Source organism: Acinetobacter sp. GQ146 (genome assembly GCF_059758585.1).
On the sequence record NZ_JCAXDV010000006.1, the window covers coordinates 43,755 to 70,284 of the forward strand.

General features: G+C 42.2%; 25 protein-coding genes and 1 tRNA gene. 17 read left to right on the forward strand and 9 right to left on the reverse strand.

What is annotated here, in order from left to right; all coding sequences use genetic code 11:
• The first annotated feature begins 33 nt into the window (after window positions 1-33).
• The 8 genes from pilW to AC6CHI_RS11085 all read left to right on the forward strand — a co-directional run bounded on the left by pilW (window position 34) and on the right by AC6CHI_RS11085 (window position 8,227).
• Window positions 34-798 carry a type IV pilus biogenesis/stability protein PilW gene (pilW, locus tag AC6CHI_RS11050; protein ID WP_498121412.1) on the forward strand — a complete coding sequence of 255 codons (765 nt, stop codon included), beginning with the start codon at window positions 34-36 and terminating at the stop codon, window positions 796-798.
• A complete protein-coding gene (locus AC6CHI_RS11055; RefSeq protein WP_498121294.1) occupies window positions 789-1,580 on the forward strand; it encodes a helix-turn-helix domain-containing protein in 792 nt (263 codons plus the stop codon). Before pilW ends, AC6CHI_RS11055 begins: the two co-directional genes overlap by 10 nt.
• 20 nt (window positions 1,581-1,600) lie before the next feature.
• Window positions 1,601-2,716: a flavodoxin-dependent (E)-4-hydroxy-3-methylbut-2-enyl-diphosphate synthase gene (ispG, locus tag AC6CHI_RS11060; protein WP_161934347.1), complete on the forward strand. Its 1,116-nt coding sequence runs from the start codon at window positions 1,601-1,603 to the stop codon at window positions 2,714-2,716.
• Window positions 2,713-4,008 carry a histidine--tRNA ligase gene (gene hisS / locus AC6CHI_RS11065; protein ID WP_498121296.1) on the forward strand — a complete coding sequence of 432 codons (1,296 nt, stop codon included), beginning with the start codon at window positions 2,713-2,715 and terminating at the stop codon, window positions 4,006-4,008. The genes ispG and hisS overlap by 4 nt, the downstream gene beginning before the upstream one ends.
• 33 nt (window positions 4,009-4,041) lie before the next feature.
• A complete protein-coding gene (locus tag AC6CHI_RS11070) occupies window positions 4,042-4,746 on the forward strand; it encodes a YfgM family protein (RefSeq protein ID WP_498121298.1) in 705 nt (234 codons plus the stop codon).
• A complete protein-coding gene (gene bamB / locus AC6CHI_RS11075; RefSeq protein WP_498121299.1) occupies window positions 4,746-5,894 on the forward strand; it encodes an outer membrane protein assembly factor BamB in 1,149 nt (382 codons plus the stop codon). The genes AC6CHI_RS11070 and bamB overlap by 1 nt, the downstream gene beginning before the upstream one ends.
• Window positions 5,895-6,058: 164 nt before the next feature.
• The gene (gene der, locus AC6CHI_RS11080; protein ID WP_458892992.1) at window positions 6,059-7,468 is read left to right on the forward strand and encodes a ribosome biogenesis GTPase Der; all 1,410 of its coding nucleotides are present in this window, start codon (window positions 6,059-6,061) and stop codon (window positions 7,466-7,468) included.
• Window positions 7,469-7,582: 114 nt separating this feature from the next.
• A complete protein-coding gene (locus AC6CHI_RS11085) occupies window positions 7,583-8,227 on the forward strand; it encodes a 4'-phosphopantetheinyl transferase family protein (protein ID WP_498121301.1) in 645 nt (214 codons plus the stop codon).
• Between the two features lie 48 nt (window positions 8,228-8,275).
• Here the strand turns inward: AC6CHI_RS11085 and secF are convergent, their stop codons facing one another.
• From secF to tgt, 4 genes are all read right to left on the reverse strand, one after another.
• Window positions 8,276-9,244: a protein translocase subunit SecF gene (gene secF, locus AC6CHI_RS11090; protein WP_458892990.1), complete on the reverse strand. Its 969-nt coding sequence runs from the start codon at window positions 9,242-9,244 to the stop codon at window positions 8,276-8,278.
• An 8-nt stretch (window positions 9,245-9,252) separates the two neighbouring features.
• A complete protein-coding gene (gene secD, locus AC6CHI_RS11095; RefSeq protein WP_498121303.1) occupies window positions 9,253-11,154 on the reverse strand; it encodes a protein translocase subunit SecD in 1,902 nt (633 codons plus the stop codon).
• A 53-nt stretch (window positions 11,155-11,207) separates the two neighbouring features.
• Window positions 11,208-11,537, reverse strand: coding sequence for a preprotein translocase subunit YajC (gene yajC, locus AC6CHI_RS11100; RefSeq protein ID WP_100242021.1), 330 nt, complete (start codon window positions 11,535-11,537; stop codon window positions 11,208-11,210).
• A 100-nt stretch (window positions 11,538-11,637) separates the two neighbouring features.
• Window positions 11,638-12,768: a tRNA guanosine(34) transglycosylase Tgt gene (gene tgt, locus AC6CHI_RS11105; protein WP_458892988.1), complete on the reverse strand. Its 1,131-nt coding sequence runs from the start codon at window positions 12,766-12,768 to the stop codon at window positions 11,638-11,640.
• Between the two features lie 286 nt (window positions 12,769-13,054).
• On the opposite strand from tgt, the gene AC6CHI_RS11110 reads away from it, so the two are divergent.
• Complete coding sequence (locus AC6CHI_RS11110; protein ID WP_498121304.1) at window positions 13,055-13,981, forward strand: sensor domain-containing diguanylate cyclase; 927 nt, start codon at window positions 13,055-13,057, stop codon at window positions 13,979-13,981.
• Between the two features lie 61 nt (window positions 13,982-14,042).
• Here AC6CHI_RS11110 and AC6CHI_RS11115 read toward each other — a convergent pair whose 3' ends face one another.
• The 3 genes from AC6CHI_RS11115 to queA are packed head-to-tail and all read right to left on the reverse strand — an operon-like array spanning window position 14,043 to window position 16,736.
• Window positions 14,043-14,609 (reverse strand): LemA family protein, encoded by a 567-nt coding sequence (locus tag AC6CHI_RS11115; protein WP_458892986.1) that lies wholly within the window; start codon window positions 14,607-14,609, stop codon window positions 14,043-14,045.
• A gap of 36 nt (window positions 14,610-14,645) precedes the next feature.
• Window positions 14,646-15,674: a hypothetical protein gene (locus AC6CHI_RS11120; protein WP_498121306.1), complete on the reverse strand. Its 1,029-nt coding sequence runs from the start codon at window positions 15,672-15,674 to the stop codon at window positions 14,646-14,648.
• A gap of 24 nt (window positions 15,675-15,698) precedes the next feature.
• A complete protein-coding gene (queA, locus tag AC6CHI_RS11125) occupies window positions 15,699-16,736 on the reverse strand; it encodes a tRNA preQ1(34) S-adenosylmethionine ribosyltransferase-isomerase QueA (RefSeq protein WP_498121308.1) in 1,038 nt (345 codons plus the stop codon).
• A gap of 168 nt (window positions 16,737-16,904) precedes the next feature.
• On the opposite strand from queA, the gene AC6CHI_RS11130 reads away from it, so the two are divergent.
• Both AC6CHI_RS11130 and AC6CHI_RS11135 read left to right on the forward strand, forming a co-directional pair.
• Window positions 16,905-16,991 (forward strand) — tRNA-Leu (locus AC6CHI_RS11130).
• 187 nt (window positions 16,992-17,178) lie between these two features.
• Window positions 17,179-18,486, forward strand: coding sequence for a tyrosine-type recombinase/integrase (locus AC6CHI_RS11135; protein ID WP_498121310.1), 1,308 nt, complete (start codon window positions 17,179-17,181; stop codon window positions 18,484-18,486).
• Window positions 18,487-18,520: 34 nt separating this feature from the next.
• Here AC6CHI_RS11135 and AC6CHI_RS11140 read toward each other — a convergent pair whose 3' ends face one another.
• Window positions 18,521-18,790: a hypothetical protein gene (locus AC6CHI_RS11140; RefSeq protein ID WP_498121312.1), complete on the reverse strand. Its 270-nt coding sequence runs from the start codon at window positions 18,788-18,790 to the stop codon at window positions 18,521-18,523.
• 190 nt (window positions 18,791-18,980) lie between these two features.
• Between AC6CHI_RS11140 and AC6CHI_RS11145 the strand changes: the two genes are divergently transcribed.
• Window positions 18,981-19,295 carry a hypothetical protein gene (locus AC6CHI_RS11145; protein WP_498121313.1) on the forward strand — a complete coding sequence of 105 codons (315 nt, stop codon included), beginning with the start codon at window positions 18,981-18,983 and terminating at the stop codon, window positions 19,293-19,295.
• Window positions 19,296-20,624: 1,329 nt separating this feature from the next.
• On the opposite strand, the gene AC6CHI_RS11150 is transcribed toward AC6CHI_RS11145, so the two are convergent.
• Window positions 20,625-20,801, reverse strand: coding sequence for a hypothetical protein (locus tag AC6CHI_RS11150; RefSeq protein ID WP_498121314.1), 177 nt, complete (start codon window positions 20,799-20,801; stop codon window positions 20,625-20,627).
• Window positions 20,802-20,943: 142 nt separating this feature from the next.
• On the opposite strand from AC6CHI_RS11150, the gene AC6CHI_RS11155 reads away from it, so the two are divergent.
• The 5 genes from AC6CHI_RS11155 to AC6CHI_RS11175 all read left to right on the forward strand — a co-directional run bounded on the left by AC6CHI_RS11155 (window position 20,944) and on the right by AC6CHI_RS11175 (window position 26,509).
• Complete coding sequence (locus tag AC6CHI_RS11155) at window positions 20,944-21,141, forward strand: hypothetical protein (protein WP_498121316.1); 198 nt, start codon at window positions 20,944-20,946, stop codon at window positions 21,139-21,141.
• Between the two features lie 234 nt (window positions 21,142-21,375).
• Window positions 21,376-21,807, forward strand: a complete 432-nt coding sequence (locus AC6CHI_RS11160; RefSeq protein ID WP_498121318.1) for a hypothetical protein — start codon at window positions 21,376-21,378, stop codon at window positions 21,805-21,807.
• Window positions 21,808-22,842: 1,035 nt separating this feature from the next.
• The gene (locus AC6CHI_RS11165; RefSeq protein WP_498121319.1) at window positions 22,843-23,652 is read left to right on the forward strand and encodes a hypothetical protein; all 810 of its coding nucleotides are present in this window, start codon (window positions 22,843-22,845) and stop codon (window positions 23,650-23,652) included.
• Between the two features lie 86 nt (window positions 23,653-23,738).
• Window positions 23,739-25,286 carry a type I restriction-modification system subunit M gene (locus AC6CHI_RS11170; RefSeq protein ID WP_498121321.1) on the forward strand — a complete coding sequence of 516 codons (1,548 nt, stop codon included), beginning with the start codon at window positions 23,739-23,741 and terminating at the stop codon, window positions 25,284-25,286.
• Window positions 25,283-26,509: a restriction endonuclease subunit S gene (locus AC6CHI_RS11175; RefSeq protein WP_498121322.1), complete on the forward strand. Its 1,227-nt coding sequence runs from the start codon at window positions 25,283-25,285 to the stop codon at window positions 26,507-26,509. The genes AC6CHI_RS11170 and AC6CHI_RS11175 overlap by 4 nt, the downstream gene beginning before the upstream one ends.
• The last annotated feature ends 21 nt before the right edge of the window (window positions 26,510-26,530 follow it).

Below are 26,530 nucleotides of genomic sequence, written 5' to 3' on the forward strand. Positions count from 1 at the left end.
AAACTTGCATGTATTACAATGTTTTGTCTTTCAATGTCGCTGGTCGGGTGTATTACAACAACCACTTCGTCAGCACCAGGGTTTAAAAAAGACCCAGAGAAAGCAGTAGAAGTGCGTACTCAATTGGCAGCCGAATATATTCGTAAGGGCGATCTGGATGCTGCAAAACGGGCACTAGATCAAGCATTGGAAATGGAGCCACGAGACTCCACTGCCAATATGATGATGGGTGTGCTGTTGCAGCAAGAGGGTAGCCCTGCGAATATGGAAAAAGCAGAATCGCATTTTAAGCGTGCGATTTCTGCAGATCCGAAAAATGCACAAGCTCGTAACAACTATGGTACGTATTTATATGTCGTAGAACGTTATAATGAAGCGATTGAGCAGTTGAGCATTGCTGGGTCGACACTTGGTTATGATCAGCGCTTTAAGGCATTGGAAAATTTGGGTCGTATTTACTTAAAGCTGGGCGATACCGCAAATGCGGAGAAAGCCTTTAAACAGGCTTTACAGGTGAATCCGAATTCTTATGTTTCAATGCTAGAGTTGTCGGAAATTTTTTATTCCAGACAACAAATTCCTGCAGCAACCCAGTTGTATGAACAGTTTGTTCGTCTGGTTGGGCAGAAAAATCAAAGTGCGCGAGCCTTATGGGTTGGTATCCGTATTGCGCGTGCCAATGGCGACAAGATGGGAATGCAAGTGTTGATCAATCAACTGCGTGCGTTGTTCCCAGATAGCCAAGAATACAAACGTTATTTGCAATTACAGTACAGTACTGAGGCCGTATGGAAGTAAATCCTAATTCACCGCAATCGAATGGTTCAAGCGTAGTACCTAATGCATTAGGAAATGTCCAGCGTCCTGGAGAATACTTGCGCCAAAAACGTATTGCCCAAAAGCGTGAATTAAGTCAAGTTGCTGCAGATTTAAAAATTCCTGTAAAAACTTTAACTGCATTAGAGCACGATGAGTATAAGTCATTACCTGAAGCGACCTTTATTAAAGGTTATTATCGGACTTATGCCAAATATCTGAATGTTGATGCTACATCGCTTATTCAACGCTTTGATGAAATCTATGCCAACGATACTGGTATGGTGCCAAATCATGCGCTGGATAATTCTCCTATTAAAATTATGGGGAAATTACCGGGTTCGAAAAGTGAGCGTAATCGTAAGTGGTTAAAGCGTTCAATTATTGCGATCATTATCTTATTGATTTTGGCTGCAATTGTAGGCAGCATTCAGAGTTGGAATTCATCAAGCAGCTCTAGCAATAATGCTGCAGACAGTGGCAAGTCTGACGTTGAAGTATTGTCAGTCGAAGGCGCTAATGCGGCATCCGGTGATCAATTGGTGTTGAATTTCAGTCGACCGACTTCCGTGCATATTGTTGACTCTACTGGGAAAGTTTTGGCTACAGGTCGTCAAGCCAACACTTTAACTTTAAATGGTGAATCTCCATTCCAAATCCGTTTGGATGATGCATCAGCCGTGTCATTAAGCTTGAACAATGAACAGATTTCATTGTCACCATATACCGCCAACGGGAAAGCTGAATTCCGTTTATCGCGTTAATGGTGCCAGAGTAAATAATCATGATTGTAAACCCGATTAAACGCCGTCCTACCCGCAAAATTCGTGTGGGTTCTGTTTACGTCGGAGGCGACGCCCCGATCAGTATTCAAAGTATGACCAATACGGAAACCTGTGATGTTGATGCTACAGTCGCGCAGATTCAACGCTGTGCAGATGCTGGTGCTGACATTATGCGGGTTTCTGTGCCATCGATGGAAGCTGCGGAAGCCTTCGGTGAAATCCGTAAGCGCGTTCAAGTGCCATTGGTTGCAGATATTCATTTCGATTATAAAATCGCATTGAAAGTGGCAGATATGGGGGCGGATTGTTTACGCATTAATCCGGGCAATATCGGTTCTGAAGCCAAAATTCGTGAAGTGGTTGCAGCGGCACGTCATCATGATATTTCTATGCGGATTGGGGTAAATGCGGGTTCTTTAGAAAAAGATATTCAAAAAAAATATGGTGAACCGACAGGTCAAGCACTACTTGAATCTGCAATGCGCCATATTGATATTTTAGACCGTTTAAACTTCCATGAGTTTAAGGTATCGGTAAAAGCTTCAAATGTGTTTTTAACCATGGATGCTTACCGTTTACTGTCTCAACAAATTGATAACCCCTTACACTTAGGGGTGACCGAAGCAGGGATTTACCGTACCGGTTCCGTAAAATCGGCGATTGCTTTGGGTGGTCTGTTGATGGAGGGCATTGGCGATACCATGCGTATTTCCTTGGCGGCAGAACCAGAAGAAGAAGTCAAAATCGGTTTTGATATTTTAAAATCATTGGGTTTGCGCTCAAATGGCATTAATTTTATTGCCTGCCCGAGTTGTTCACGTCAAGAATTTAACGTGATTAAAGTCATGCAAGACCTCGAAGAACGTTTGGAAGACATTCGCACCCCAATGGACGTATCCGTCATTGGCTGTAAAGTCAATGGTCCAGGCGAAGCCAAAGAGGCCGATATTGGCGTGGTAGGGGCTAGTCCACGTTCACTTGTGTATCGTAATGGCGAAAAAAGCCATTTAATTGATACCAAACAGTTGGTTGATGAAATCGAAACAATGGTTCGTCAACGTGTTCAAGAGCTTGAAGAAGCTAAATCTAAAGAGATCATTCGTAGTTCATCATGAGTTCAATTGTCGCAATTAAAGGTTTTAATGACATTCTTCCAACGCAAACACCAGCGTGGAGACGTCTAGAGCAACATTTAGCATCGTTAATGGATGCCTATGGCTATCAACAAATCCGTTTGCCGATGGTTGAACAGACGGGTCTTTTTAAACGCGCTATTGGTGATGCGACCGATATTGTCGAAAAAGAAATGTACACTTTCTTCGACAAAGGCAATCCACCTGAGTCGTTAACGTTGCGTCCTGAAGGTACTGCGGGCTGTGTGCGTGCCATGCTTGAGCATAATTTGCTGCGCGGCGCGACCCCACGTGTCTGGTATATTGGGCCAATGTTCCGCTATGAAAAGCCGCAAAAAGGCCGTTATCGCCAATTCCACCAATTTGGTGTGGAAACCTTTGGTGTGGCAACCCCTGATATTGATGCTGAATTGATTCTGATGACGGCACGTCTATGGAAACGCATGGAGGTTGCCGATAAAGTACGTTTGGAACTCAATACTTTGGGGGAAACGGATGAACGTGCTGAATATCGCGCTGCTTTGGTTGAGTTTTTAACGGCACATAAAGATGAGTTGGATGAAGATTCTCAACGTCGTTTAACCACTAATCCGTTGCGTATCCTCGATTCAAAAGATGCACGTACCCAACAGATTCTGGAAAATGCGCCAAAACTGCATGACTTCATGAAAGAAGACACTATGCAGCATTTTGCCCAATTACAACAGTATCTTACTGATGCAGGTGTGGAGTTTGTGATTAACCAGAAATTGGTGCGTGGTCTAGATTACTACAACAAAACCGTCTTTGAGTGGACCACGACCCATTTAGGTTCGCAAGGGACAGTCTGTGCAGGCGGTCGTTATGATGGTTTGGTTGGACAATTGAAAGGCAAGGCCGATCAGTCTGTGCCAGCGGTTGGTTTTGCTATGGGCATGGAACGTTTATTACTTCTACTTGAACAAGTGGAAGAGGCGGCTCCAGTGCGCGATTGCGAAATTTTCTTGGTGGCAGATCCAGCCTCTCAAGGTAAAGCTTTGGTTTTGGCAGAAAAAATCCGTAACCAATTAGAAGCAGCGCAAAGTCCATTACGTTTAAAAGTGGGCTCTCAAGGTTCAATGAAAAGCCAAATGAAAAAGGCGGATCAATCGGGTGCAGTGTATGCCTTGATCTTGGGTGAGCGTGAGTGGGATGCACAGCAGTTTGCGGTTAAAACACTGGCTACTGCAGAGCAGTCAGAAGTTGCGATTGCCGATGTGGTACCATTCTTCATCGAAAAATTTTCTTCAAAATAAGAGTCAAATAACATTCAGGAAAAGGGTAGTCTGATGAGCGCATCATTAAGTGAAGAAGAACAACTTGAGAGTTTAAAATCATTCACGAAAAAATATGGTTCTGCCATGATTAGTGGGATTTTAATTGCGTTGATTGCCTTTTTCGGTTGGGAATATTGGCAAAAGAAAAATTTGGCAGAGTCGCAAATGCAAACGGCAAAAGTCCAGCAATTAATGGATGATGCGCGTAGTGTGCAAGGCAATCCGAATGCGATGACTGAGTTGACCGAAGCCGCAGATAAAATTGTCAAAGATGATCCTGATTCTACGCAGGCAATTCAGACCCAATTTGTGATGGCGAAATTGGCTTATGACAATGGCGATTATGCGGGTGCTGAGAAAGCCTTGAAAAAGGTGGAAAACTCTAAAGTGAAAGACGAAGGCTTAACGCAACTTATCAAGCTGCGTTTGGGCTATGCTCAGTTAGCCCAGAATAAATTTGATGATGCCCTGAAGTCTTTATCCCTAGTGACCGATCCGGCTTTTAAAGCAACAGCAGATGAAGCGCGTGGCGATGTTTACGTGGCGAAGAATGATGTAGAAAATGCAAAAAAAGCGTATCAAAGTGCATGGGATGCATTGGTTGAGCGTAAACAAGAGCGTCAAATTTTACAAATTAAACTCGAAAGTGTTGGCATTTTAGTGGATGATCCTGAAATCGAACGCCCAATTCTAGAAACACAAGTGGATGAGTCTTAATGGATAGAAAATATAAAATACCGTTTGCACTAACAATTTTGACGCTTGCCTTAGTGGGTTGCTCAAGTAACAAGATTAAAGTTGAAGATGCAAAACCAAGTCCATTACCTAAACTTGAACAATCGAAAAGTCTGGCAGCCGTCTTTTCACAAAGTGTTTCATCGACGTCAGATGCCGATCCACTGCGTTTACAACTCGATATTGATAATGGTGTGATTTTTATTGCGGATCCGAAAGGTGAAGTGACTGCTTATCGCGGTAAGGACAAAGTTTGGAGCAAAAAAGTCTCCAAACAGGGTCTAAGCTCTGGTGTTGAAGCCAAAGATGGCATGGTGATTGTTGGTAATCATAAAGGTCAATTGTTTGCGCTGGACGAAGCAACAGGCGAGCAAAAGTGGACTGCACAGTTAACCGGAGCGATTCTAGCACCTTCATTGGTGCAGTCAGGGCGTGTCGTGACGGTCGGCAATGATGGTACGGTCTATGCGCATGACCTAGAGACGGGTCAGCAAGTCTGGAGCTACGATTTACCGAATGTCCAGTTTAGTCTGCGTGGCACATCGACTCCTGTTGCGATTGATGGTCGTACCGTATTGGTGTCTTCTGCCAACGCCTATGTCTATGCTTTAGATATTCTAAGCGGTGTACCGCGCATGCAACGCCGTGTAGCGGTCAGCGATGGACGTTCAGATATTCAGCGCTTAAATGACGTAGATGGTGATCCTGTGGTTGCTGGTCAGCTTTTAGTGACCACCAGCTTCCAAGGGCAAGTGACTGCGACAGATTTAGCTTCACAACAAGTGATTTGGAGTGAAGATGCGAGCAGTACTAAACGTCCTGAAGTGGCAGACAATAAAGTGTTTGTTGCTCAAGTCGATGGTAAACTCGCTGCTTATGATCTGAGCACAGGTCAACAACTCTGGCAAAATGAACAGCTTTTAAATCGGGAGCTGAGCAATCCAGTCATGTTTGGTCAAGACCTAGTGGTTGGTGATTTGGATGGTGTACTCCATCTGATAGATCCAAATTCTGGACAATTGATTGGTCGTGCCAAAACCAGTGGTGCAGTGCGTACATTACGTGTTATCGAAGGTCAACTTACTGTAGCGACACGTAAGGGTACATTTAGCGTTTGGCAGAACCGTTAATTTTTGTCTGCCTTATGTTAAACTAAGCCAAATCCGTATTTTTTTAAACACGGGGTATTTGAGAAAGTTCAATGCCCCGTGTTTTATTTAGCATTTTTTAAATTCTTCCATTTTTCTGATGTTCAGACCAGTCCTACTGGCTGATCTTGAATAAAGGTTAAACTATGAAACCCGTAATTGCGCTCATTGGTCGTCCGAACGTCGGAAAATCAACCCTATTTAACCAGATTACCAAAAGCCGTGATGCTTTGGTGGCTGACTTCGCTGGTCTGACGCGCGACCGTAAATATGGCGATGCTGTTTATCAAAATAAATCCTTCATTGTGGTCGACACTGGTGGTATCGGCGAAAATGAAGGTGGTATTGACTCCTACATGGCAGAGCAGTCTAAAACTGCGATTCATGAGGCTGATATCATTGTATTTGTCGTGGATGCACGTGCAGGCTTATTGGCTTCTGACGAACAAATTGCACGTGAACTGCGTACTTTAGGTAAAAAAGTCTTCCTTGTTGCCAACAAAGTGGATGGCGTGCATGCCGAGGCTGCTCTGGTAGAGTTCTATAAACTTGGCATGGGCGAGCCATTGCAAGTGGCTGCAAGTCATGGTCGTGGCGTGCAGCAAATGCTGGAAGATGTGTTGGCAGATGTGCCTGAAGATGAAAATCCAGAAGAGCATGACAAAAACACAGGCTTACGTCTCGCCATTATTGGTCGTCCTAACGTGGGTAAATCAACGCTTGTGAACCGTTTATTGGGTGAAGAGCGTGTGGTGGCATTTGACCAGCCAGGTACGACGCGTGACTCGATTTATATCCCTTTCGAGCGTGATGGTCGTCAATATACGCTGATTGATACTGCGGGTGTACGTCGTAAAGGTAAGGTCGATGAAATGATCGAGAAATTCTCGATTGTAAAAACCTTGCAAGCGATGAAAGATGCACATGTGGTTGTGGTTGTGGTGGATGCTCGTGAAGGTATTGTAGAGCAAGATTTACACTTGATTGGTTATGCCTTAGAAGCAGGGCGTGCCATGGTGATTGCGATCAACAAATGGGACAACATGTCTGAGTATGATCGTAAGCAATGTAAGCTAGATGTTGAACGTCGTTTTGATTTTATTCCTTGGGCAAAAATCCACTTAATTTCTGCACTGCATGGTACGGGTGTAGGGGAAATGTACCCATCAATCCACCGTGCTTATGAATCTTCACATTTGAAAGTTTCACCTGCCAAAATCACGCAAATTTTGAGCGATGCTGTGGAAGCACATCAACCACCAATGGTGGGCGGTCGTCGTATTAAAATGCGTTATGCGCATATGGGTGGACAAAATCCACCAACGATCGTAATTCACGGAAACAAAGTGGATAAAACCCCTGCGGATTACCGTCGTTATCTTGAGAATGTCTTCCGTCGTGTCTACAAACTGGAAGGTACGCCTGTGCGTATTGAGTTTAAAACTTCTGAAAACCCATTTGAAGGGCGTAAGTCACAAGTGGATGAACGTACTGCTGCACGTAAACGTCGTTATGTTCAGAAGTTCAAAAAAGCAGAGAAGAAATTTAAGCGTTAAGCTGAAACTGACTGCAAGAATAGATCAGCCCAAAGTTAGCTTTGGGCTTTTTCTTTTGGGTTTATCACTTGAACTATTTTAGAATGGGCAACAAAGCAAGGGGAGAGGTCTACTGTGGCGAAATGGATTCGGATCGAGGTGAGCCGTTTGGAACAACTGGTTCAGTTGCCTGAACATTTAGATCGAAAAGAGAAAATGCAACAACAGAAACAGGCCATCTACCAGTTTCGCAATCAGTTGTTGGCGCAGCATGTACAAGGCGAGATTGAAAATGCTGATTTTGCCAAGACTGAATTTGGGAAGCCTTATCTGAGTGCTCACCCTGAGCTTGCCTTTAATCACAGCCATAGCCGAAAGCACTATGCCTTGGCGTATAGTAGCAATCTCGAGCATATTGGGGTGGATGTTGAAGATTTAGATCGAGCGGTACGTTTTGAGGCACTGGCACAGCATGCCTTTCATGCCGATGAGCTCAAGGCGTGGGCTGCTTCTGATTATTCCGCAGAATATTGGTTCAAAGTCTGGACCACCAAAGAAGCGGTATTAAAAGCATCAGGACTCGGGATTCGTTTAAGTTTAAATGAGTTGAATACACAGTTACATCCAAACCAGTTGGGGGGAATGTGCCAGCATCCAGCGATTGGTCATTTTGCTTATCAGAATTATGATTTAGGACACCTGATGTTAACCGTGGCTTGGCGGGCAGAACCGAGTTGTAGGGGTTTTCAGTGGCCACAGATTCAAATCAGGCAGCATTAAAAAAGCCCATCCGAGGATGAGCTTTGGCTTGAGTCTATTGTTTAGGGATTAAGGAATTTCTTCCTCATCAAACTCAGGTTTGACTTGCACAATAAAGTCTTGGCGGTTGAGACCACGCCATAGTGCAAATGCAGTACCAATATAAATTGAAGAATATGTCCCGACAAATACACCAATGAACATGGCAATTGAGAACCACTTCAGTCCATCACCACCTAAAATCATCATTGCGACGACGACCAGTAATAGGGTCATAGAGGTATGGATGGTACGACGCAAGGTTTCAGTCAAGGCAATATTGACGATTTCCAGTGGCTCTGCACCGCGAATCTTACGGAAGTTTTCACGAATACGGTCGGATACTACGATGTTATCGTTGAGTGAGAAACCGATCAGTGCCAATACAGCTGCCAACACGGTTAAGTCAAATGGCCACTGCATCATGGCGAAAATACCAATGGTTACCACCACGTCGTGGAATAACGACAGTACCGCACCCATCGCCAGCTTGAACTCAAAGCGAATGGTGACGTAAATCAGCATCAGGATGAGGGCAAGCGCTACAGCACCCGCAGAACGCACATACAGCTCGTTTCCGACCTGTCCACCCACCACATCGACCTTGTGTACCGTTACGGTATTATTCGGCAGCTGAGCCGCTTTGGTGATGGCATTATTCAGGTCGTCTACCGCCAGTTCTTGCGGAGGCATACGCACCAGAAGGTCTTTGTTACTGCCTAGCGTCTGCACAACAGCATCTTGGAAACCTGCTTGTTCCAAAGCTTGTACCACAGCGGCCTGATTGGCTGGCTGCGCATAGTTCAACTCGGCAGAAATACCACCTGTAAAGTCCAAGCCTAAGTTCAGACCACGGGTCACAATAAAGAAAATACTGGCAATGGTCAGAATGATGGAGAAAATTGCCGCTGGTTTGGCAATTTTCATAAAGTGAATTACTTTTTCATCATCTGGGCGACCATATTGTTTTGAATTAGGTTGAGTCATGTCAGTCATCATTGATCTCCTTAAATGCTCAACTTTTTCAAGTCGCGTTTTTTGCCATAAATGAGCTGGACAATTGCACGTGTAACTGTAATGGCAGTAAACATCGAGCAGATAATACCGATCATCAAGGTTACAGCAAAGCCTTTAATTGGACCTGTACCGATAGCAAAGAGAATGAAAGCAACCAAGAAGGTGGTCAAGTTCGAGTCTAAAATGGTGTTATAGGCTCGGTCATAACCTGCAATAATGGCTTGCTTCGGAGAAGCCCCCCATTTGATTTCCTCCCGTATTCGCTCACAGATCAGAACGTTGGCATCGACCGCCATACCAATGGTGATGACGATACCCGCAATACCCGGCAAGGTCAGGGAAGCTCCAATCCAAGACATGACGGTTAAAATCATGGCCAAGTTGAATACTAGGGCGAAATTCGCGATTAAGCCGAACAGACGGAAGAACACCACCATCCAGATTGCCACGAGTAAGAAGCCGATTTGTGTTGATAACACGCCTTTGTCAATGTTTTCTTGACCCAGACTCGGACCAACGACACGTTCTTCCACAAAGTACATTGGTGCAGCCAAGGCACCTGCACGTAACATCAATGCCAATTCAGCCGCTTCTTGTGGCGAATCTAGACCCGTGATACGGAATTGAGAGCCCAGTACCGCCTGAATGGTCGCAGCATTAATGACCACAGACTCTGCATATGGTGTACGAACTTCAGTTTGTGCGCCAGTTTTCGGGTCAGTGACGTAGTTGATCTTCTGTTTATTTTCAATAAACAACACGGCCATACGTTTGCCAACAGCATTACGCGTTGCATCCGCCATTAACTTACCGCCCGCACTGTCGAGGGTAATATTAACTTCAGCACCACCTGTGTCTTGGCTAAAGCCAGAAGAGGCATTTTGAACACGTTCACCGGTAAGAATACGGTTACGGTTCAAGAGTAATTCACGACCACTGTCTAATGACTGGTAAGCAAATACCTCTGTATCAGGAGGGAGTGGTTGACCATTGGATTTACCCGTATACGGATCGATATATTGGTCATTTTGGTCAGATACAAGACGGAATTCGAGGTTTGCAGTACGTCCTAGAACACGTTTTGCTTCAGCCGTATCCTGTACACCTGGGAGTTCAACCACAATACGGTTATTCCCTTGGGTTTGTACCAAGGCTTCTGCAACACCTAACTCATTAATACGGTTACGTAGCGTGGTTAAGTTCTGATTGACCGCATAGGATTGAATTTCCTGTTTGCGCGCATCGGTATAGGTCAGGCGCAAGCTGGCGCCAGTATCCGTTGCAACAGCTTGCTGAGCAAATTCAGTATTATTGCTACGCAAGAAATCCATCACTGCATCACGGTCTGTGTTGTTGGCAAATTGCAGGGTGATGGTATTGTTATTCAATGAAAGACTATTGAATTTCAATTTATTATCACGCAATTGGCGACGTAGATCGGTTGCAGAGGTTTCCATACGCTGACTAATGGCTTTGTCCATATCCACTTCAAGTAGGAAGTGAACACCGCCACGTAAGTCCAAACCAAGCTTCATTGGTTTTGCACCAATTTTTTGCAACCACTCCGGTGTGGTTGGCGCAAGGTTTAATGCGACAACGTAATTGTCGCCCAGACCACGGCGTAATGCATCTTTGGCCTTTAACTGAGCTTCAGATGAATCAAGACGAAGTAATGCGGCATTATTGGTAAAGCTGTTGTCATGCGTTGCAATATTTTCGCTTTTTAAAATTTGCTCTGCTTTTTGTATGATGCTTTGGTCAATTTGAGTACCAGCTTTGGCACCTGAAATTTGAACAGCAGGTTCATCAGGATACAAACTTGGCAGGGCATATAATGTACTGATAACAAGAACAACAAGAATCAGTAGATATTTCCATGCTGGGTAACGCATTTGTTTTCTTCTTAAAATGAAAAAGTCGTGCGAGGTGCACGACTATTTTTTGATTAAAGGTTATTTAATGTGCCTTCAGGAAGAACTGAAATCACACTTGCGCGTTGAATTTTTACTTCTACACCGCGGTTTAACTCAACCACTGCAAAATCACCTTCAATTTTAGTAATTTTACCCATTAAGCCGCCAGCAAAGACAACTTCACTGCCTACACCTAAGCTTTCGACTAAAGAACGATGCTCTTTAGCACGCTTCGATTGTGGACGCCAAATGAGGAAGTAGAAAATTGCGACGAATACCGCAATCATGAGTAAGTTAGCCATCAGGCTAGGTTGTTGTGCAGCTTCACCTGCCGCGTGAGCAGTAGAAATAAAAAGGCTCATTTCAATTTCCTAAACAATAAAATTGGTATCAATTTGATAATAAAAAAGACTTGATCAGCAATTTACCTTGTCTTTTTCTTCAGCGCAAATGCTGAAAGAATTAATCTTGCGGACAAGGTGGTACTTCTAGACCACGACGTTGGTAAAAGTCTTCCACAAAGGCATCAAAAGTCCCGTTATCAAGGGCATTTCGAATATCTTGAGTGAAGCGTTGGTAGTAACGCAGGTTATGAATGGTACCGAGCATTGAGCCCAACATCTCGCCACATTTTTCTAAATGGAATAAGTAGGCACGCGTGAAGTTTTTGCACGTGTAGCAATCACAATGCGGATCAAGCGGTTGCTGGTCATGACGGTACTTACTGTTACGGATACGGACTAGACCATCAGTGACAAAATAATGTCCATTACGTGCATTACGGGTTGGCATCACGCAGTCAAACATATCCACGCCACGACGGATCCCTTCAACGATGTCTTCCGGTTTACCGACGCCCATGAGGTAGCGTGGTTTATCCGCAGGCATTTTTACAGGTAGATAATCTAGGACTTTGATCATCTCTTCTTTCGGCTCACCCACGGATAAACCGCCAATGGCATAACCGTCAAAACCAATGTCGAGCAAGCCAGTTAAAGATTCTTCGCGGAGGTCTTCATACATACCGCCTTGAATAATACCAAACAAGGCATTGTTATTTTTTAACTCATCATGGTGATGGGTTTTACAACGCTTTGCCCAACGTAAAGAAAGCTGTAATGATTTTTGCGCTTCTTCATGGGTTGCAGGATAAGGGGTACACTCATCAAAAATCATGACGATGTCTGAATTTAGGGTCTTTTGAATCTCCATTGAAATTTCAGGAGACAAGAACACTTTAGAGCCATCAATCGGTGAGCGGAAGGTCACGCCTTCTTCTTTAATCTTGCGCATTGCACCTAGACTAAAAACTTGAAAGCCGCCTGAGTCGGTTAAAATAGGTTTATCCCATTTCATGAACTCATGTAAGCCACCATGCGCTTCAATCACGTCTAGACCCGGACGCAAATAAAGGTGAAAGGTATTGCCTAAAATAATTTGTGCTTGGATGTCTTCGACATCTCGCGGCAACATGCCTTTTACAGTGCCATAGGTCCCGACAGGCATAAACACCGGTGTCTCTACCACGCCATGTTCCAGCGTTAAGCGGCCACGGCGAGCACGCCCTGACTGCGCTAGTTTTTCAAACTTCATACAAATTCCAAATCAAGGCGAAAAAACAGTTCGCTGATTGTTCGAGCTAAAAAGAGGGCTATTTTCCTTGATTCTGCGACTAAACGCCAGTTTTGTGATGTATTGATCTGTTAAATCAGATGTGCAACAAAAAATAAAAAATTTAGAGCTGTTGTGATTTGTGTCACATAAAATCTTGTTTGGTAATGTTTTGTTTCTTTTTTACCCACAAATAGTGATTAAAATAAGCATAACTTTAGTATTTACTGCTTTTTTATACTGAAAATGTGTTCCTAGGGGTGGGGGTATGAGTGAGCTTAAAGAGTGGGAGTTTTATAAAACACTGCTTGAAACGACCAATGCAATACCATGGCAAATAAATTGGGAGACCAAAGAATTTAGTTATATTGGACCGCAAATTGAAACATTGCTGGGATGGCCGCAAGACAGCTGGAAATCGGCACAGGATTGGATAGATCGGATGCATCCCGATGACCGAGAAAAAACGGTGGGGATGTGTATTCATTTGTCTGATGAAGGCACAGATCATGAAGCGGATTATCGTGCCTTAACTCAAGATGGTGGGTATGTCTGGATCCGCGATGTGGTGCATGTTATCCGCGAGCAAGGCCGAACCATTGCCATTATTGGCTTCATGTTTGATATTTCTGAACGCAAGCACATGGAACTCGAGCTTGAGGAACTGAATAAAAAGAATCAGGAATTATTATTGCAAGATGCCTTGACTCAAGTAGCTAATCGTAAAGCACTGAATGAACGTATCGAGCATGAGTTTAAGCGTGCCCAGCGTAACCAGCGGCCATTGTCGGTATTGTTTATTGATATTGACCACTTTAAGCAATATAACGATGTGCATGGGCATTTGCAGGGCGATCAGTGCTTAATTGCTGTGGCTCAACTCTTGAAGACCATGTTCAGTCGTGCCTATGACTTTGTGGCACGGTTTGGTGGGGAAGAGTTTGTGGTGATTTTGCCGGAAACCACTTTGGAGGATGCGGTCATGTTGGCTGAACGTTTCCGTAAAGCGGTTCCGCATTTGACGATTCCAAGTGTAGCCTCAGATCAGTTGGCGGATGTGACGGTGAGTATCGGGGTCAATACCCATGGTGCGACTCAGCAGTATTTAAATGTTTCGAGCTTTTTACAGTCAGCAGATCAATTGTTGTATCAAGCCAAAACCGAAGGGCGTAATCAGGTTCGTTATTTGTCTTAATGGTCCGCTATTTTAGCCCGATTACAGATAGACGCTGTGATCGGGCTTTTTCGTTTCAGTCTTAAAAATTTGGACGATAATCAAAATTTTGCATCGCGATATGGTCGCGGAATGGACGAATAGCTTTTTTACCTATGGTCATGGTATTGACGATATTGTTGGGGAAAACTTGAATATGGTTGTTAAATAATTCGACATTGCGATTAAAAATGGTAATCGCGGCACCGACATTTTCATTCTGTTCTTCAATTTCATTCATCATTTTGAGATAAATTTCATTGGCTTTTAGTTCGGGATAGTTTTCGACCACCACATTGAGACTGCGCATCAGCTCTTTATTCAGGTTTTCAATGTGTTGTAACTGAGAGACATCGGCATTATTCAGATTTAGATTTAGAATGTTCTGGCGCAGTTCAGTCACTTTTTCCAGTGTGCCTTTTTCAAAGCTAGAATATTGTTCAACCAATGGGGTGAGGGCATCTAAAATTTTGATTTTTTGGCGCTCATAACTGGCCACATCAGACCACGCACGAATGGTGGCATTGTAATGACGGACAATATTGTTACGAATCCAAATGGTCGCCACAATCGCCAAGATAATCAGCAACAGAAAAATAAAAAGCCCCATGCTGTGCCCCTAAGTGTCTATGTAGTGTTATGAATGTTATTTTAAAAACTGTAATAAATCAGATTTTAACTGTTCTAGATGAGGTAGTTTAAACGTGCGTAAGTGACCACGCAAACTGGAAATATCTTGAATATTTTCCGCTTTGCTGGAAATTTTAAACAAATCATGCGGTCCAAGATAGCACAGGACATTACTTTCAGGATGGAACAGAAGGTCGCCAGAACGATACTGGAAAAAATCCGCGATGCGTAGAACGGTTGCAGGCGTCAGCATTTTCGCCAGTTGCATCTGATCGCACCCATATATTTTCAATCGTTGGTTGGTCTGAATATCACTGGTATGCCAAGCAAATGAATAGGGGTAGCCAAAGGATTTACTCGCAGTGGTAATCGCTAATCCAGGCATTTCAATGTCAAAGACAAAAACGCCCCATAAATCACGATGAACTTCTTGAACTTTAACTTGATTGCCATCTTTGTCTTTCATTCGGATTTCATTGACAAAATGATATTGAAAAACTAAAACCTGATGCACTTTATGCTGCTCATCCATCCACACTGTACTGGCATAGATAGGAAAATCATTGGCCACTGAACCTTGATCAAACAAGGGAAATAAACGTTTTAAGTGTGCAATAAATAAGACTGGGTTTAAGGGAATCGATATATGTTGCGGTTGGCGGTGGTAAGCCAACTGATATTTTTGTGCAATGGTTTGCTGTTCTAGATAGTCGATGACTTCTTCAATTGGGTCATCATTTTCATAACAGATAAAGGCCCAAAACAGCATCAGTATGCCGAAAAACAAACAACTTTGAGCCCACAGACTAGTGGGTTCTATCAGAATAGCGAAGCTTAAGACGGCACCTGTCATCCCAAGTAAAATGGGCAGTGCATTATCAAATTTTAAGGTGATCGGTGCATTCCAAGGATGTAAGCCATCAAGAATTTGTTGATGGCTCTGGGCTTGCCGTCCCACATCCCAAAGCCGTGCGATATTGTGAAACACCGCCTTGTTTTTTTTTCGGCGGATATGAATGGAATGTTGCACAGTCTCGAGCGGCATAAGGGAAAACGATCCTTGGCGTGATTATCCTGTAAAGCGGTCAATCAACATTGCATCGCCGTAGCTGAAAAAGCGATATTGTGCAGCAACTGCATGTTGATAGGCATTCAGAATATTGTCGCGATTAGACAGTGCAGAAACCAACATTAACAAGGTTGATTCTGGCAGATGGAAGTTGGTAATTAAACGGTCGACCACTTTAAAGTCATAACCCGGATAAATAAAAATTTGTGTGTCGCCCACCCAAGCCGCCAGTTCTCCACCATGTGCTTGTGCTGCACTTTCCACGGCACGGGTTGCGGTGGTGCCGACTGCAATCACTTTATTGCCACGCGCTTTGGTTTGACGAATCAGTTCAACCGTATGGGCAGGGACATCACACCATTCACTGTGCATGATATGGTTGGCAATATCATCGGTACGCACAGGCAGGAATGTTCCCGCACCCACGTGAAGGGTCACAAAAGCTTTGCTGATGCCTTTGGCTTCAAGTTTTTCCAGTAAAGCTTGATCAAAGTGCAAGCTGGCTGTTGGTGCTGCAACGCTCGCAAGCTTGGTTGGATCATTAAATACCGTTTGATAACGTTCAGTATCAATCGCTTCCGCTTCACGGTTGAAATACGGGGGAATCGGTAACTGACCGCAGCGATCCAAGACATCTAGAATCGGTTGAGAAAATTCAACAATAAACAGATTCTCATGGCGACCTTGAACTGTGACTTTAATTTCTTCTGCACCAATAAATAGATCTGCACCCGCTTTCGGTGAATTGCTGGCTTTAATATGGCAATGTGCGATATGGGTATCTTGCAGACGCTCAACCAGAACTTCAACAGCTCCGCCTGTGGCACGTTTCCCTTTTAGTCGCGCTTTCATGACTTTGGTATCATTCAAGATCAGCAAATCACCAGCATCGAGTAAATCTAGAATATCGGTAAATTGATGATCGTGATACTGACCTTGTGCATCTAAATGCAGCAAGCGGGATGCACTGCGGGTATCTAAAGGGTATCGAGCAATCAGCTCATCAGGGAGATCAAAATTGAAGTCAGAAAGTTGCATGACACATTTCGCTAAAAAAACTGCCTGTAGTATATGCTTTTTTTATTTTTTTAGTCGAAATTGGTTAAATAAGAATCTAAAAAACCATTACTGTTGCAAAAGTAACCAAGTGTGAGGGTTTGGCGTTGACAAGTTTTTTAAACAGGTTAATATACGCATCAACACCTACCCGAGGTGGTGAAATTGGTAGACGCGGCGGACTCAAAATCCGCTGTCAGAGATGACGTGTCGGTTCGAGTCCGACCCTCGGGACCAGATGAAAAGGAAACCCCTTGAGCATATACAGACTCAAGGGGTTTTTTATTGCATAAAAACAAATGCTTGCATGAAATTCTAGTCTGCATCTTTGAGATTACATAAGCCACTTTTTAGGTGGTCACTTCGGAAAATGAGTACCCGAATGAGTACCTGAATTTGGTTTGGGTACTCATTATGGAATCTCATGGCTAGAACAATTAAACCCCTAACAGCTTCACAAGTTGAAAAAGCGAAACCAATAGAAAAAGAATACAACCTATTTGATGGTGATGGTCTCTACTTGGTTATACGCTCTTCAGGTACAAAAACTTGGATGCTTCGAATAAAAGACAACTTCGGTAAAGTTCACAAATTAAAGCTAGGCACTTTTCCTGAAATCACTTTAGCATTCGCTCGAGAGAGGCGAGTAGAGTACAAGAGAGCTATAGCTGAAGGTAAAGAACTCGATGAAGTTTTTGGTCGAGGAGAGCATGCCTCCAGAGCAGTTAACTCATTAGAAGTAATATCAAGAGCATGGCTTGAACAGTACGCTAAGCGGAAACCATTAGAAGAACACACCAAGCATAAGCGCATTCGTAAACTTGAAAACCATCTGTTTCCAATGTTAGGTTCACGCTGCATAGATGAGATTAGACCTAAAGACCTGCGTTTGGTTTTAAACCATATCTATGAGAAGAGTGCTGATAATGCTCAAAGGATTAGAGCTGACCTTGTACTCATTTTTAGTTATGCAGTTCAGTATGGTTACATAGAGGTAAACCATGCAAGAGAAATGGAGAGCCTCGATTTATCAGCCCCTACAAATCATAGACCAGCATTGCCACTTCAACGACTGCCTGAGTTAATTCAAAGGATTAGAGCTGATACAGGCTATGTGATGACTAAGCTGTGCTTGGAGCTAAGCTTACATATCTTCATACGCTCATCTGAGTTGAGATTTGCACGATGGGGTGAAATAGACTTGGTGAAGAGGCAATGGGTTCTACCTGCTAAGCGAGACCTTGTAAGTGGGGTAAAACATTCAGACCGTGGTGCCAAGATGAGAGAGCCCCATATCATCCCTTTGTCTGAACCAGTAGTAGAAATTTTACTTAAGGTAAAAGAATTAAGTTGTAGTTCTGAACTTGTATTTCCAAGTGCTTATGAGCATGCGCCGTTTCTTAGTGAGAATACTTTTAATTATGCACTACGGCGTATGGGCTATGACACGCAGAAAGAACTCTGCTTTCATGGGTTTAGAGCCATGGCACGTTCTGCACTAGGTGAGTGTGGTTTATTTCAGCGTGATGCCATTGAGAAGCAAATGAGTCATCAAGAACGTAATAATGTGGTGAGTGCTTACACGCATGTCGCAGAGTACTTATATGAGAGAAAACGCATGATGGAATGGTGGAGTCAGTATTTGATAGATATAGAAGCCAATGGATTTGTATCTCCTTATACCTATGTAAATGGTGAGAATGTTATAGAGTTTAAACGTGTGATCGCATAAATAAGAAGGCTCTCCATTTGGAGAGCCTTTGTTTTTAAAGAGCTGCAAGGGCCTTAACTTGTTCGAGAGGAATATCATCCAAAAATAGTTTATGTTTTAAAAAGTAATCCATTGCAGAGGTATACAAGTCCTGTTTAGTTTTCCCCGTGACTTTGACAACTGTATTTATGTGCCTGTGATGTTCTGGGGTGACTACATATGTAGATTTTACTGATGTCTCTCTGAGAGGGGTGTTTTGTGCAATGATTTCAATTGCTGCTGCTACTGATTTGCGTATTATCACGTCTTCGTTTGAAGTGTTCATAGGGCTCAACTTCCATGTTGATTATCTAAAGTGAAAGTATTTTACAATAGGTAAATTTGGACTACCAAATTTGATTTTAGTGGGAAGTAAGTAAGTGAGTAATTACTTACTTTATCTTTTAATTTCAATAGCTTGACAAGTTTATTCGAGTTAGTTAATTTCGAGTCCTAAATTTTTCATGAGAAAATTTATGATGTCTAAAACAACCTTGCTAGCTTTACTTGATCCTGTCTTTGGTGAATTGAATAAGTTGATAGACTCTATATCTGTGTATGAGCTTAAATACCCAATAGCGCAGCGGCAACTTGAAAAAGAGTTTGATGAGATTATTGCATTCATAGCTTCTGGTGGTCGAATGGGGCGTAGCACAACAGAACTAAATGATCAGTTTTCGGGTGTAATGAATTCAGGGAAAGTTCGAGAAAGGCTAAATTGGCTAATAGATGAAAAGAAGATCATAAAAAGTGTTGGGGCCAAGTACACGAATTTTTACTTCTTGAAATGAGGTGTTTAACTCCTTAGGTCCGTTAAGGCCTAAGGAGTTCTCTTGATGCTGTTTATAGTTGGTGGGCTGTACGATGCCAATGTAAGAATTTTCTATGCTGCTCATCAACTTGGTGAAGCTTCGTAGATGACTGTAACCAAGTAATTTACGGTGAGAATCCAATTGAAACACAATGCAACACTGGACAAGCAATAGTGAAACAGCCTGAGAAGAAGTGCGGCTTATTGGGCCATCTGGTTAAAGTTATCTTGGACTGATCTTGTGTAGAGCGTCCTATACAAACCAAAAGGTTTTTCTTATTTCCAGTATCTTCATAAACTCCACCTCAATGCAGGTGGTTTTTTTATGTAATTTACACCTCATGGTCTTGAAGATAGCGAGGTGATGTTATGGCTGAAAATGGCGTGGATAAGTATATAAACAGCGGATTGATGAAGCTGCACGACAACATTTAACGCACTTGTTGGGTAAAGAGGTAGCCATTTAAGCATAACTCTTATAAAGTAAAACGTGGAAACATATAGGATTTAGTCAGCAGATGCGTGGCATTAATACGGTTACTTTAGTTGGAACTTTAGGTCGTGATCTTTGACTGCTTCTAAAGAAAAAACCACGCTGTATTAGAGCGTGGCTTTATTGGATGTTTTGAACTGTAGTTCTCCTCGTCGAAAATTTGAGCTACATGATGTTCAAAACTTGTCATCAGTCCAGAGGTGAACGATGAGATGATCCTATTGCTATTTAAAGTCAAAATAGTCTTTTGTACAACTAATTCTTACAAAGCTATAGAAGTCTAGCAAAATCGATTCGTTCTCGCCTCACAGAAATTAAGGGGTGCGACAGATGATTACGTTCTTGTTTGTTGTCCTGCAGGTGATTAGCCATTTAGCTAATCTTTTGCAGATCGCTGACTTCATCTTACGATGATGTTTCAAAACCCACCTTTTAATGGTGGGTTTTGTTTTATTAGTGTTGATCAAAACCATCTATGTGAATGAAATGAAATTAGCCGGGTAATCCTGCACATCCATTTACGTGCGTGCTTTGAATTGGTATAAGTTTATGGAGTTAGAGCAGCTCCAACTGCCCTAACCTAGTCTTAGTATGCTGAACTACAGATCAGTACTAGAAATATGAACACGATAAAGGTTAAGAGTTTCATCGTGTAAAGCCTCCTTGTAAAAGGGGGCTTTTCTTTTGTGGTTTAAAGAAAAGGTGTCTATATGAGACCTGTTTTCACTGATAGGTGTCTGTGTGACACCTATGCGAAGCTCAGCACTTACCATGCCCAAGGGATGACGACATGGGCAGTGGTAATTGACTTACTTTTTATGGTTTTCGTTTAGCTTTATCACCTTCTTGCTGTGATGGTGTTCTATCTTTTCCTTTATTTGTTCTATGGTCATGGCCTCCACCATTTTTTTCTCTACCATAATCAATAGCATCTCTTTTACCTGAATCAGAAGAACTACTGTTTGATGAAAATAAGTTATCAAATAATCCCATTCTATTTATTCCTATATTTAGTTTTAGTGAAGTTTTAGTACCACAAAAACACTATACCTGAATGATAAAAAAGCGAATAGCATTTTAAATTAAACAGAAGTATTAACATTGTACTTAATAAACCAAGTATAAATGATAGAAAATGAATACACGTATTTACCGTTATGCTTCCACAAAAGATCAGGGTGACGAAAGAGCTTTAGCTGATTTGAATGCCTTAGCCAAAGCTGTTGGATGTGGTGTAGCGACTGTTTACCGTTTAGCGAAGTCATTTTATTTACCCGATCAAATGAAGTTCATACGCCACTCCGTTTGTATGAACATGCATCTGCTCAGGTAAAGCCATTCGGGTTATGGGAAATTACTTAAGTTAGTACGAGGGTAGTATTTACGCTGTTCAAAACCATAGAGCGGAATACCCCCCCCGAGGGTCAAGTCTGGAAAAGGATTCTTATGTTGGAGAGTTAACTTTTTAGATAGATAAGAGCTCTGAATGTGCGCTTCGCGCACTTGAATGGAGAACATCAAAAGAGAGTTCCCATTCAAATGAGTTCAATTTACAGGAAGTTTAAGCATGAACATTCAAACCAAAGCAGTCCTTACCTTTACCCAAGAAGACATCATTAATGCACTTTTAGCTTATGCTGAAAGCCAGGGTTTTGAGGCTGGTGATAAGGACGTTGTTGCACAAGACATTCCAGAGGAATTAGCACTTGTGATTGTGAGTAAGCCAGAAGCATTACCAAGCATTCAGGCTGAGCTAATAGAAGCCAACTCTAGCAAGTCTGGAGCTATTCCTGCCCCAAGTGAAGCCAAGGTTACAGAGGTGGTCTCTAATCACCTTTCACAGACCCCACATGAGCCTAAAGCTCAGGGAGTACTTGTTAGTGAGGGCAGTGAACCTAGCACTCAAACCAATGAAAAGAAGCGCACAAGAAGCATCTTTGATGACGATGTTGAAGATGTACCCATACCAAAGAAAATGACAACTAATCTGTTTGCATAACAGGGCTTTCAATTAGCTAGGGCTACATTTCTGTAGCTCTAGCCAAAAGTAGAAAAGTTAGACAAATTTAAAGAAATTGTATTCTTATCATACACTTGAAAACTATTTTGCTTGACAGTGCTCTTGACAGGTCTAAAATCCCTTTTATTCCCCTAATAGTGCTAAAGAGTGCTTTTAAGGCTTCGTTCCAGTGCGCAACGCGCACACTAGCTAGAAGAACTAATAGTACTAAAAGGCTAGGACGTAAAAAAAGAAAACCGATAGTCTAAGTGCCCATTTCGTAATTCCGATATACCACCGAAATCCTAAATCAAATTGGCATCCCTGAAAGCTATGTAGGGCTTATTACTGGGGTGTTTGATTCAAGTACCTTGCCGATATACTAAAGCTGCTCATAGTGATTCAATCGACTGTATCTAGCCGATAGCTTATACATATCCTATCTGGATTATGAGGGGGTATAACGCTGCTCAGTCCTTGTATTCAATCGGTATGCTTAAATGAAACTCTGCTTGAAGTTCAGGGGCTAAACTACTTCGAAGGCTGAATAGGCATCAAATATCCTATCTAGAAAAAGATGTGAATTATCCTATCTGGAAATATCTATGGGGTTGGGTGTACAACTACATGTAACTAGGTGAGTATGGAGAGAGCTTAAAAAGATAGTAAATGTATATAAATTAAATCAAGTGATTGATTTATAAGCGTTTAATCTTTAATTCTATAGACTTGTCTGTTGACATGATTTATTCTCTATTTCATACAATGCTTTGCCCTATTTTGTAATACTTAACGAACGGAGTGAAGTTAAGTATTACAAAATAGGGCTGTCTAAGACTTACATCTACCTACCCCCGCCAAATATATATCTCACCTTAAACTCTTTAGGTGGATTGATCCGATAGGATAATAATCTTCATAGTAGTCATTGCGTGGTTCTAAGTTTGAACAGACGAATGGATTAAGTCTGGGTAAGAGTAGGCTTATACGTGAATAATCACCTAAAATGCGTCCCTCATTTTATAAGGGGGTAGTATGGACTACGATGACTTAAAGAAGATCGCAGAAGAGATATGCATCGAAGCAGATAATCAGAATATCCTATCTGGACTGTATTGGTATTCTCCAGAATCTAGGAAACTTAAGCCAGCCTCCAAAATTGGATACTATGAACGAGAGCCGCAAAGAATCCGATTTAAATATGGGTGCAAGTTGATTATGGTTTTTCCTAGACTGGCATTTGATAATCTAGCACAGATCATTAATCGGTATATCCCTCAGAACAAACAAATAGCATATCGTGAAGATTATAAAAGCAAGGATGAATTTGGTTTTGATGTCTACCAAAGAGTTGATGAACTCCAACTTTTCATAGAACCAAATTGCAAGTCATCTGATAAATTTACGGTTGAAGGTATGAAGAAGAATGGGAAATACTGGGCAGAGTGTCAAGAGCAAGCCTTGAAAGATGTTGAACCACCTTTATCAATTCGGCAGCAATTAGACATACTGGCGGAAGTAAAGGTTCAATTTAAGAAAGCCTTGGCTTATCTAGAGGCAAAAAAGGATCCAAAGGCTGAACTGCGTGTTAGACGATTAAGTGGTGTGCGTCATCGAATGGTCAGAGTTGATCTAGCAGATGATCAAAGCAAGAAATCGGGTTTTAGTGATTTAGTTCTAGTATTTGGTAGTAGCAGTAAGCATTTGCCCTTGGTGACATTGCCTAAACCGCCAAAACCAGAGCGTAAGCCAAGATCTGATAGCATTGCAGCCCAATATAAAGCTGATCCAACCAGCTTTAAGTACTATGACCAGTTTGGCATCTTTGAGGTCTACGACAAGTAATGTCCAGTAAGTGCTTACTTACTCACTTACATTTGTTAATATTTGGCAAACTAAATTAAAGCATATACAAACGATTAGGATTTACCATGGCTCGTGCTCCCAAGCAAACCAAACAAGAACCTTTAGAAGTCGTGTTATGGAAAGCAGCAGACAAACTTCGTAAGAACATTGATGCAGCGGAGTACAAGCATGTAGTCCTTGGTTTAATCTTCCTCAAATACATCTCTGATTCATTTGAAGCTCATTATAATTTACTGGTTTCGGGTGAAGGAGAGTTTGAAGGTGCAGATCCAGAAGACCGTGATGAATACACGGCGTATAACGTGTTCTTTGTACCAGAGACAGCACGTTGGTCTTATTTATTAGGAGAAGCAAAAAAAACTACAATTGGTGTTACTGTTGATAAAGCAATGGAAGACATTGAGGATGATAATCCACAACTTAAAGGTGTACTTCCTAAAGTTTATGCGCGTCAGAATCTTGATCCTACGAGTCTAGGTCAACTGATAGACTTAATTGGTAAGATTGCTCTTGGTGATGCAAAGTCTCGCTCTGCCGACGTTCTAGGGCATGTGTTCGAGTACTTCCTTGGTGAGTTTGCTTTAGCTGAAGGTAAACAAGGTGGGCAGTTCTATACCCCTAAATCTATTGTTGGTTTACTGGTTCAAATGTTAGAGCCATACAAAGGACGTGTCTTCGATCCTTGCTGTGGTTCAGGTGGTATGTTTGTTCAGTCAGAAAACTTCGTGACTGCACACCAAGGTCTGATTGATGACATCTCCATTTATGGTCAAGAGAGCAACCAGACCACATGGCGACTCGCTAAGATGAACTTGGCGATTCGTGGGATTAACTCTGAGCATGTAAAGTGGAACTCTGAAGGTTCATTCCTGAATGATGCGCATAAAGACCTGAAAGCAGATTACATCATCGCGAACCCACCGTTTAACGTGTCGGACTGGAGTGGTGAACAGCTTGTAGGTGATGCTCGTTGGTCTTTAGGTACACCACCAGCAGGTAATGCTAACTTTGCTTGGATGCAGCATTTCCTTTATCACATGTCACCAAAGGGACAAGCAGGGGTAGTGTTAGCAAAAGGTGCGCTTACCTCTAAAACCAGTGGTGAAGGTGAGATTCGTAAAGCCTTGGTTTCAGAAGCCAATGTGATCGACTGTATTGTGAATTTACCTGCCAAGCTATTCCTGAATACTCAGATTCCTGCTGCTTTATGGTTTATGCGCCGTGACCGTGCCAACTCAAGCCAATATCAAGACCGTAGTAATGAGATTCTGTTCATTGATGCTCGTAACCTTGGTCACTTGATTAACCGCCGTTCTAAAGTCCTGTCTGATGAAGATCTTAAGCTGATTACCGATACTTACCACAACTGGCGCAACAAAGGTGGTGAGTATGAAGATGTAGCGGGCTTCTGTGCTTCTGTACCACTAGAGAAAGTAGCAGAGCTGGACTATGTACTGACACCAGGGCGTTATGTGGGTTTGGCGGATGATGAGGATGAGTTTGACTTTAAGGAACGCTTTACAAGTCTGAAGGCGGAGTTTGATGCACAGCTTGCTGAAGAAGCTAAGCTCAATCAAGCCATTGCTGACAACTTGGCAAAGGTGGTGGTATGAGCATTGAATTCATAACTTTGGCAGAAACATTGCTATCGTCAAATACTGGGTTAGATGCAATTAAAAGAGCACCGATTGTTGATTACCCCACACCTATCAGATGCTTGCGAATTCAAGATGTCTCTCAATCTAAACCATTTGAAAATTGGGGATATACAGAAGTTGAAGCTAAAAATTATGAAAAATTTCAACTGAAAGCGGGTGACATAATCGTTGCTCGAACAGGAAATACAGTTGGAGTAAATCAATTCATTAGCAGTGACGTACCCGCTGTTTTCAATAATGGTTTGATAAGATTAAGAGTTGATACTCAGCGTTTTGATAGCAAGTTTATTTACTATAACTTTAGAACATCTAGTTATCAGAGTTTCATTGAAAATATTTCTGGGGGTACTTCAACTCAGCCAAACATGCAAATCAATGCACTGTTGACAATGGAAATACCCTCATTTTCTCTTCCTGAACAAAAAGCCATCGCTTCTGTCCTTTCATCCTTAGATGACAAAATTGACTTACTGCATTGTCAGAACAAGACTTTAGAAGCTATGGCTGAAACACTGTTTCGTCAGTGGTTTATTGAGGAAGCGAAAGAGGATTGGGATGAGGTTACTTTAGCTGATGTCTGCACTCGTATTACTGATGGTTCTCATAGTAGTCCTGCATCAGTTGAGATGGGTTATCCAATGGCTTCAGTAAAGGATATGTATGATTGGGGCATCAATCAGTCTACATGTCGTAAAATCTCTAAAGAGGATTATGAAGCTCTCGTTCAAACTGATTGTAAGGCTTTAAAAGGTGATATTCTTATAGCTAAAGATGGTAGTTATCTCAAGCATGTTTTTCTTTTAGAAAAAGACCTAGACGTCGTTCTTTTATCATCAATTGCAATGCTTAGACCTAATGGGCTATATGATCCGATGCTTTTGACTTTGTTCTTAAAGTTGGATTCAACCCATGAATTGATGCAAAACATAGTAACGGGAGCTGTAATCCCTCGAATTGTCTTAAAAGACTTTCGTAAATTTCGAATACAATTGCCACCAAAAGAGTTGCAAGATAGCGCGCTTAATCAAGTCAAACCAATTTTCCACAAGTGTTGGGAAAATGATAGACAAATCCAAACGCTTGAACAACTCAGAAATACGCTACTTCCTAAACTTATGAGTGGGGAAGTTCGGGTGAAGTACGAGCATCAACTGTATAGTAGAAAAGGTGAAGCCTAAGCGCTTCACCTTTATTAGCCC

Bases quoted from the DNA above. Each gene is read 5' to 3' on its own strand.
- pilW (WP_498121412.1), top strand. From the start codon at position 34: ATGTCGCTGGTCGGGTGTATTACAACAACCACTTCGTCAGCACCAGGG.
- AC6CHI_RS11055 (WP_498121294.1), top strand. From the start codon at position 789: ATGGAAGTAAATCCTAATTCACCGCAATCGAATGGTTCAAGCGTAGTA.
- ispG (WP_161934347.1), top strand. From the start codon at position 1,601: ATGATTGTAAACCCGATTAAACGCCGTCCTACCCGCAAAATTCGTGTG.
- hisS (WP_498121296.1), top strand. From the start codon at position 2,713: ATGAGTTCAATTGTCGCAATTAAAGGTTTTAATGACATTCTTCCAACG.
- AC6CHI_RS11070 (WP_498121298.1), top strand. From the start codon at position 4,042: ATGAGCGCATCATTAAGTGAAGAAGAACAACTTGAGAGTTTAAAATCA.
- bamB (WP_498121299.1), top strand. From the start codon at position 4,746: ATGGATAGAAAATATAAAATACCGTTTGCACTAACAATTTTGACGCTT.
- der (WP_458892992.1), top strand. From the start codon at position 6,059: ATGAAACCCGTAATTGCGCTCATTGGTCGTCCGAACGTCGGAAAATCA.
- secF (WP_458892990.1), bottom strand. From the start codon at position 9,244: ATGATGACTGACATGACTCAACCTAATTCAAAACAATATGGTCGCCCA.
- secD (WP_498121303.1), bottom strand. From the start codon at position 11,154: ATGCGTTACCCAGCATGGAAATATCTACTGATTCTTGTTGTTCTTGTT.
- yajC (WP_100242021.1), bottom strand. From the start codon at position 11,537: ATGAGCCTTTTTATTTCTACTGCTCACGCGGCAGGTGAAGCTGCACAA.
- tgt (WP_458892988.1), bottom strand. From the start codon at position 12,768: ATGAAGTTTGAAAAACTAGCGCAGTCAGGGCGTGCTCGCCGTGGCCGC.
- AC6CHI_RS11110 (WP_498121304.1), top strand. From the start codon at position 13,055: ATGAGTGAGCTTAAAGAGTGGGAGTTTTATAAAACACTGCTTGAAACG.
- AC6CHI_RS11115 (WP_458892986.1), bottom strand. From the start codon at position 14,609: ATGGGGCTTTTTATTTTTCTGTTGCTGATTATCTTGGCGATTGTGGCG.
- AC6CHI_RS11120 (WP_498121306.1), bottom strand. From the start codon at position 15,674: ATGCCGCTCGAGACTGTGCAACATTCCATTCATATCCGCCGAAAAAAA.
- queA (WP_498121308.1), bottom strand. From the start codon at position 16,736: ATGCAACTTTCTGACTTCAATTTTGATCTCCCTGATGAGCTGATTGCT.
- AC6CHI_RS11135 (WP_498121310.1), top strand. From the start codon at position 17,179: ATGGCTAGAACAATTAAACCCCTAACAGCTTCACAAGTTGAAAAAGCG.
- AC6CHI_RS11140 (WP_498121312.1), bottom strand. From the start codon at position 18,790: ATGAACACTTCAAACGAAGACGTGATAATACGCAAATCAGTAGCAGCA.
- AC6CHI_RS11145 (WP_498121313.1), top strand. From the start codon at position 18,981: ATGATGTCTAAAACAACCTTGCTAGCTTTACTTGATCCTGTCTTTGGT.
- AC6CHI_RS11150 (WP_498121314.1), bottom strand. From the start codon at position 20,801: ATGGGATTATTTGATAACTTATTTTCATCAAACAGTAGTTCTTCTGAT.
- AC6CHI_RS11155 (WP_498121316.1), top strand. From the start codon at position 20,944: ATGAATACACGTATTTACCGTTATGCTTCCACAAAAGATCAGGGTGAC.
- AC6CHI_RS11160 (WP_498121318.1), top strand. From the start codon at position 21,376: ATGAACATTCAAACCAAAGCAGTCCTTACCTTTACCCAAGAAGACATC.
- AC6CHI_RS11165 (WP_498121319.1), top strand. From the start codon at position 22,843: ATGGACTACGATGACTTAAAGAAGATCGCAGAAGAGATATGCATCGAA.
- AC6CHI_RS11170 (WP_498121321.1), top strand. From the start codon at position 23,739: ATGGCTCGTGCTCCCAAGCAAACCAAACAAGAACCTTTAGAAGTCGTG.
- AC6CHI_RS11175 (WP_498121322.1), top strand. From the start codon at position 25,283: ATGAGCATTGAATTCATAACTTTGGCAGAAACATTGCTATCGTCAAAT.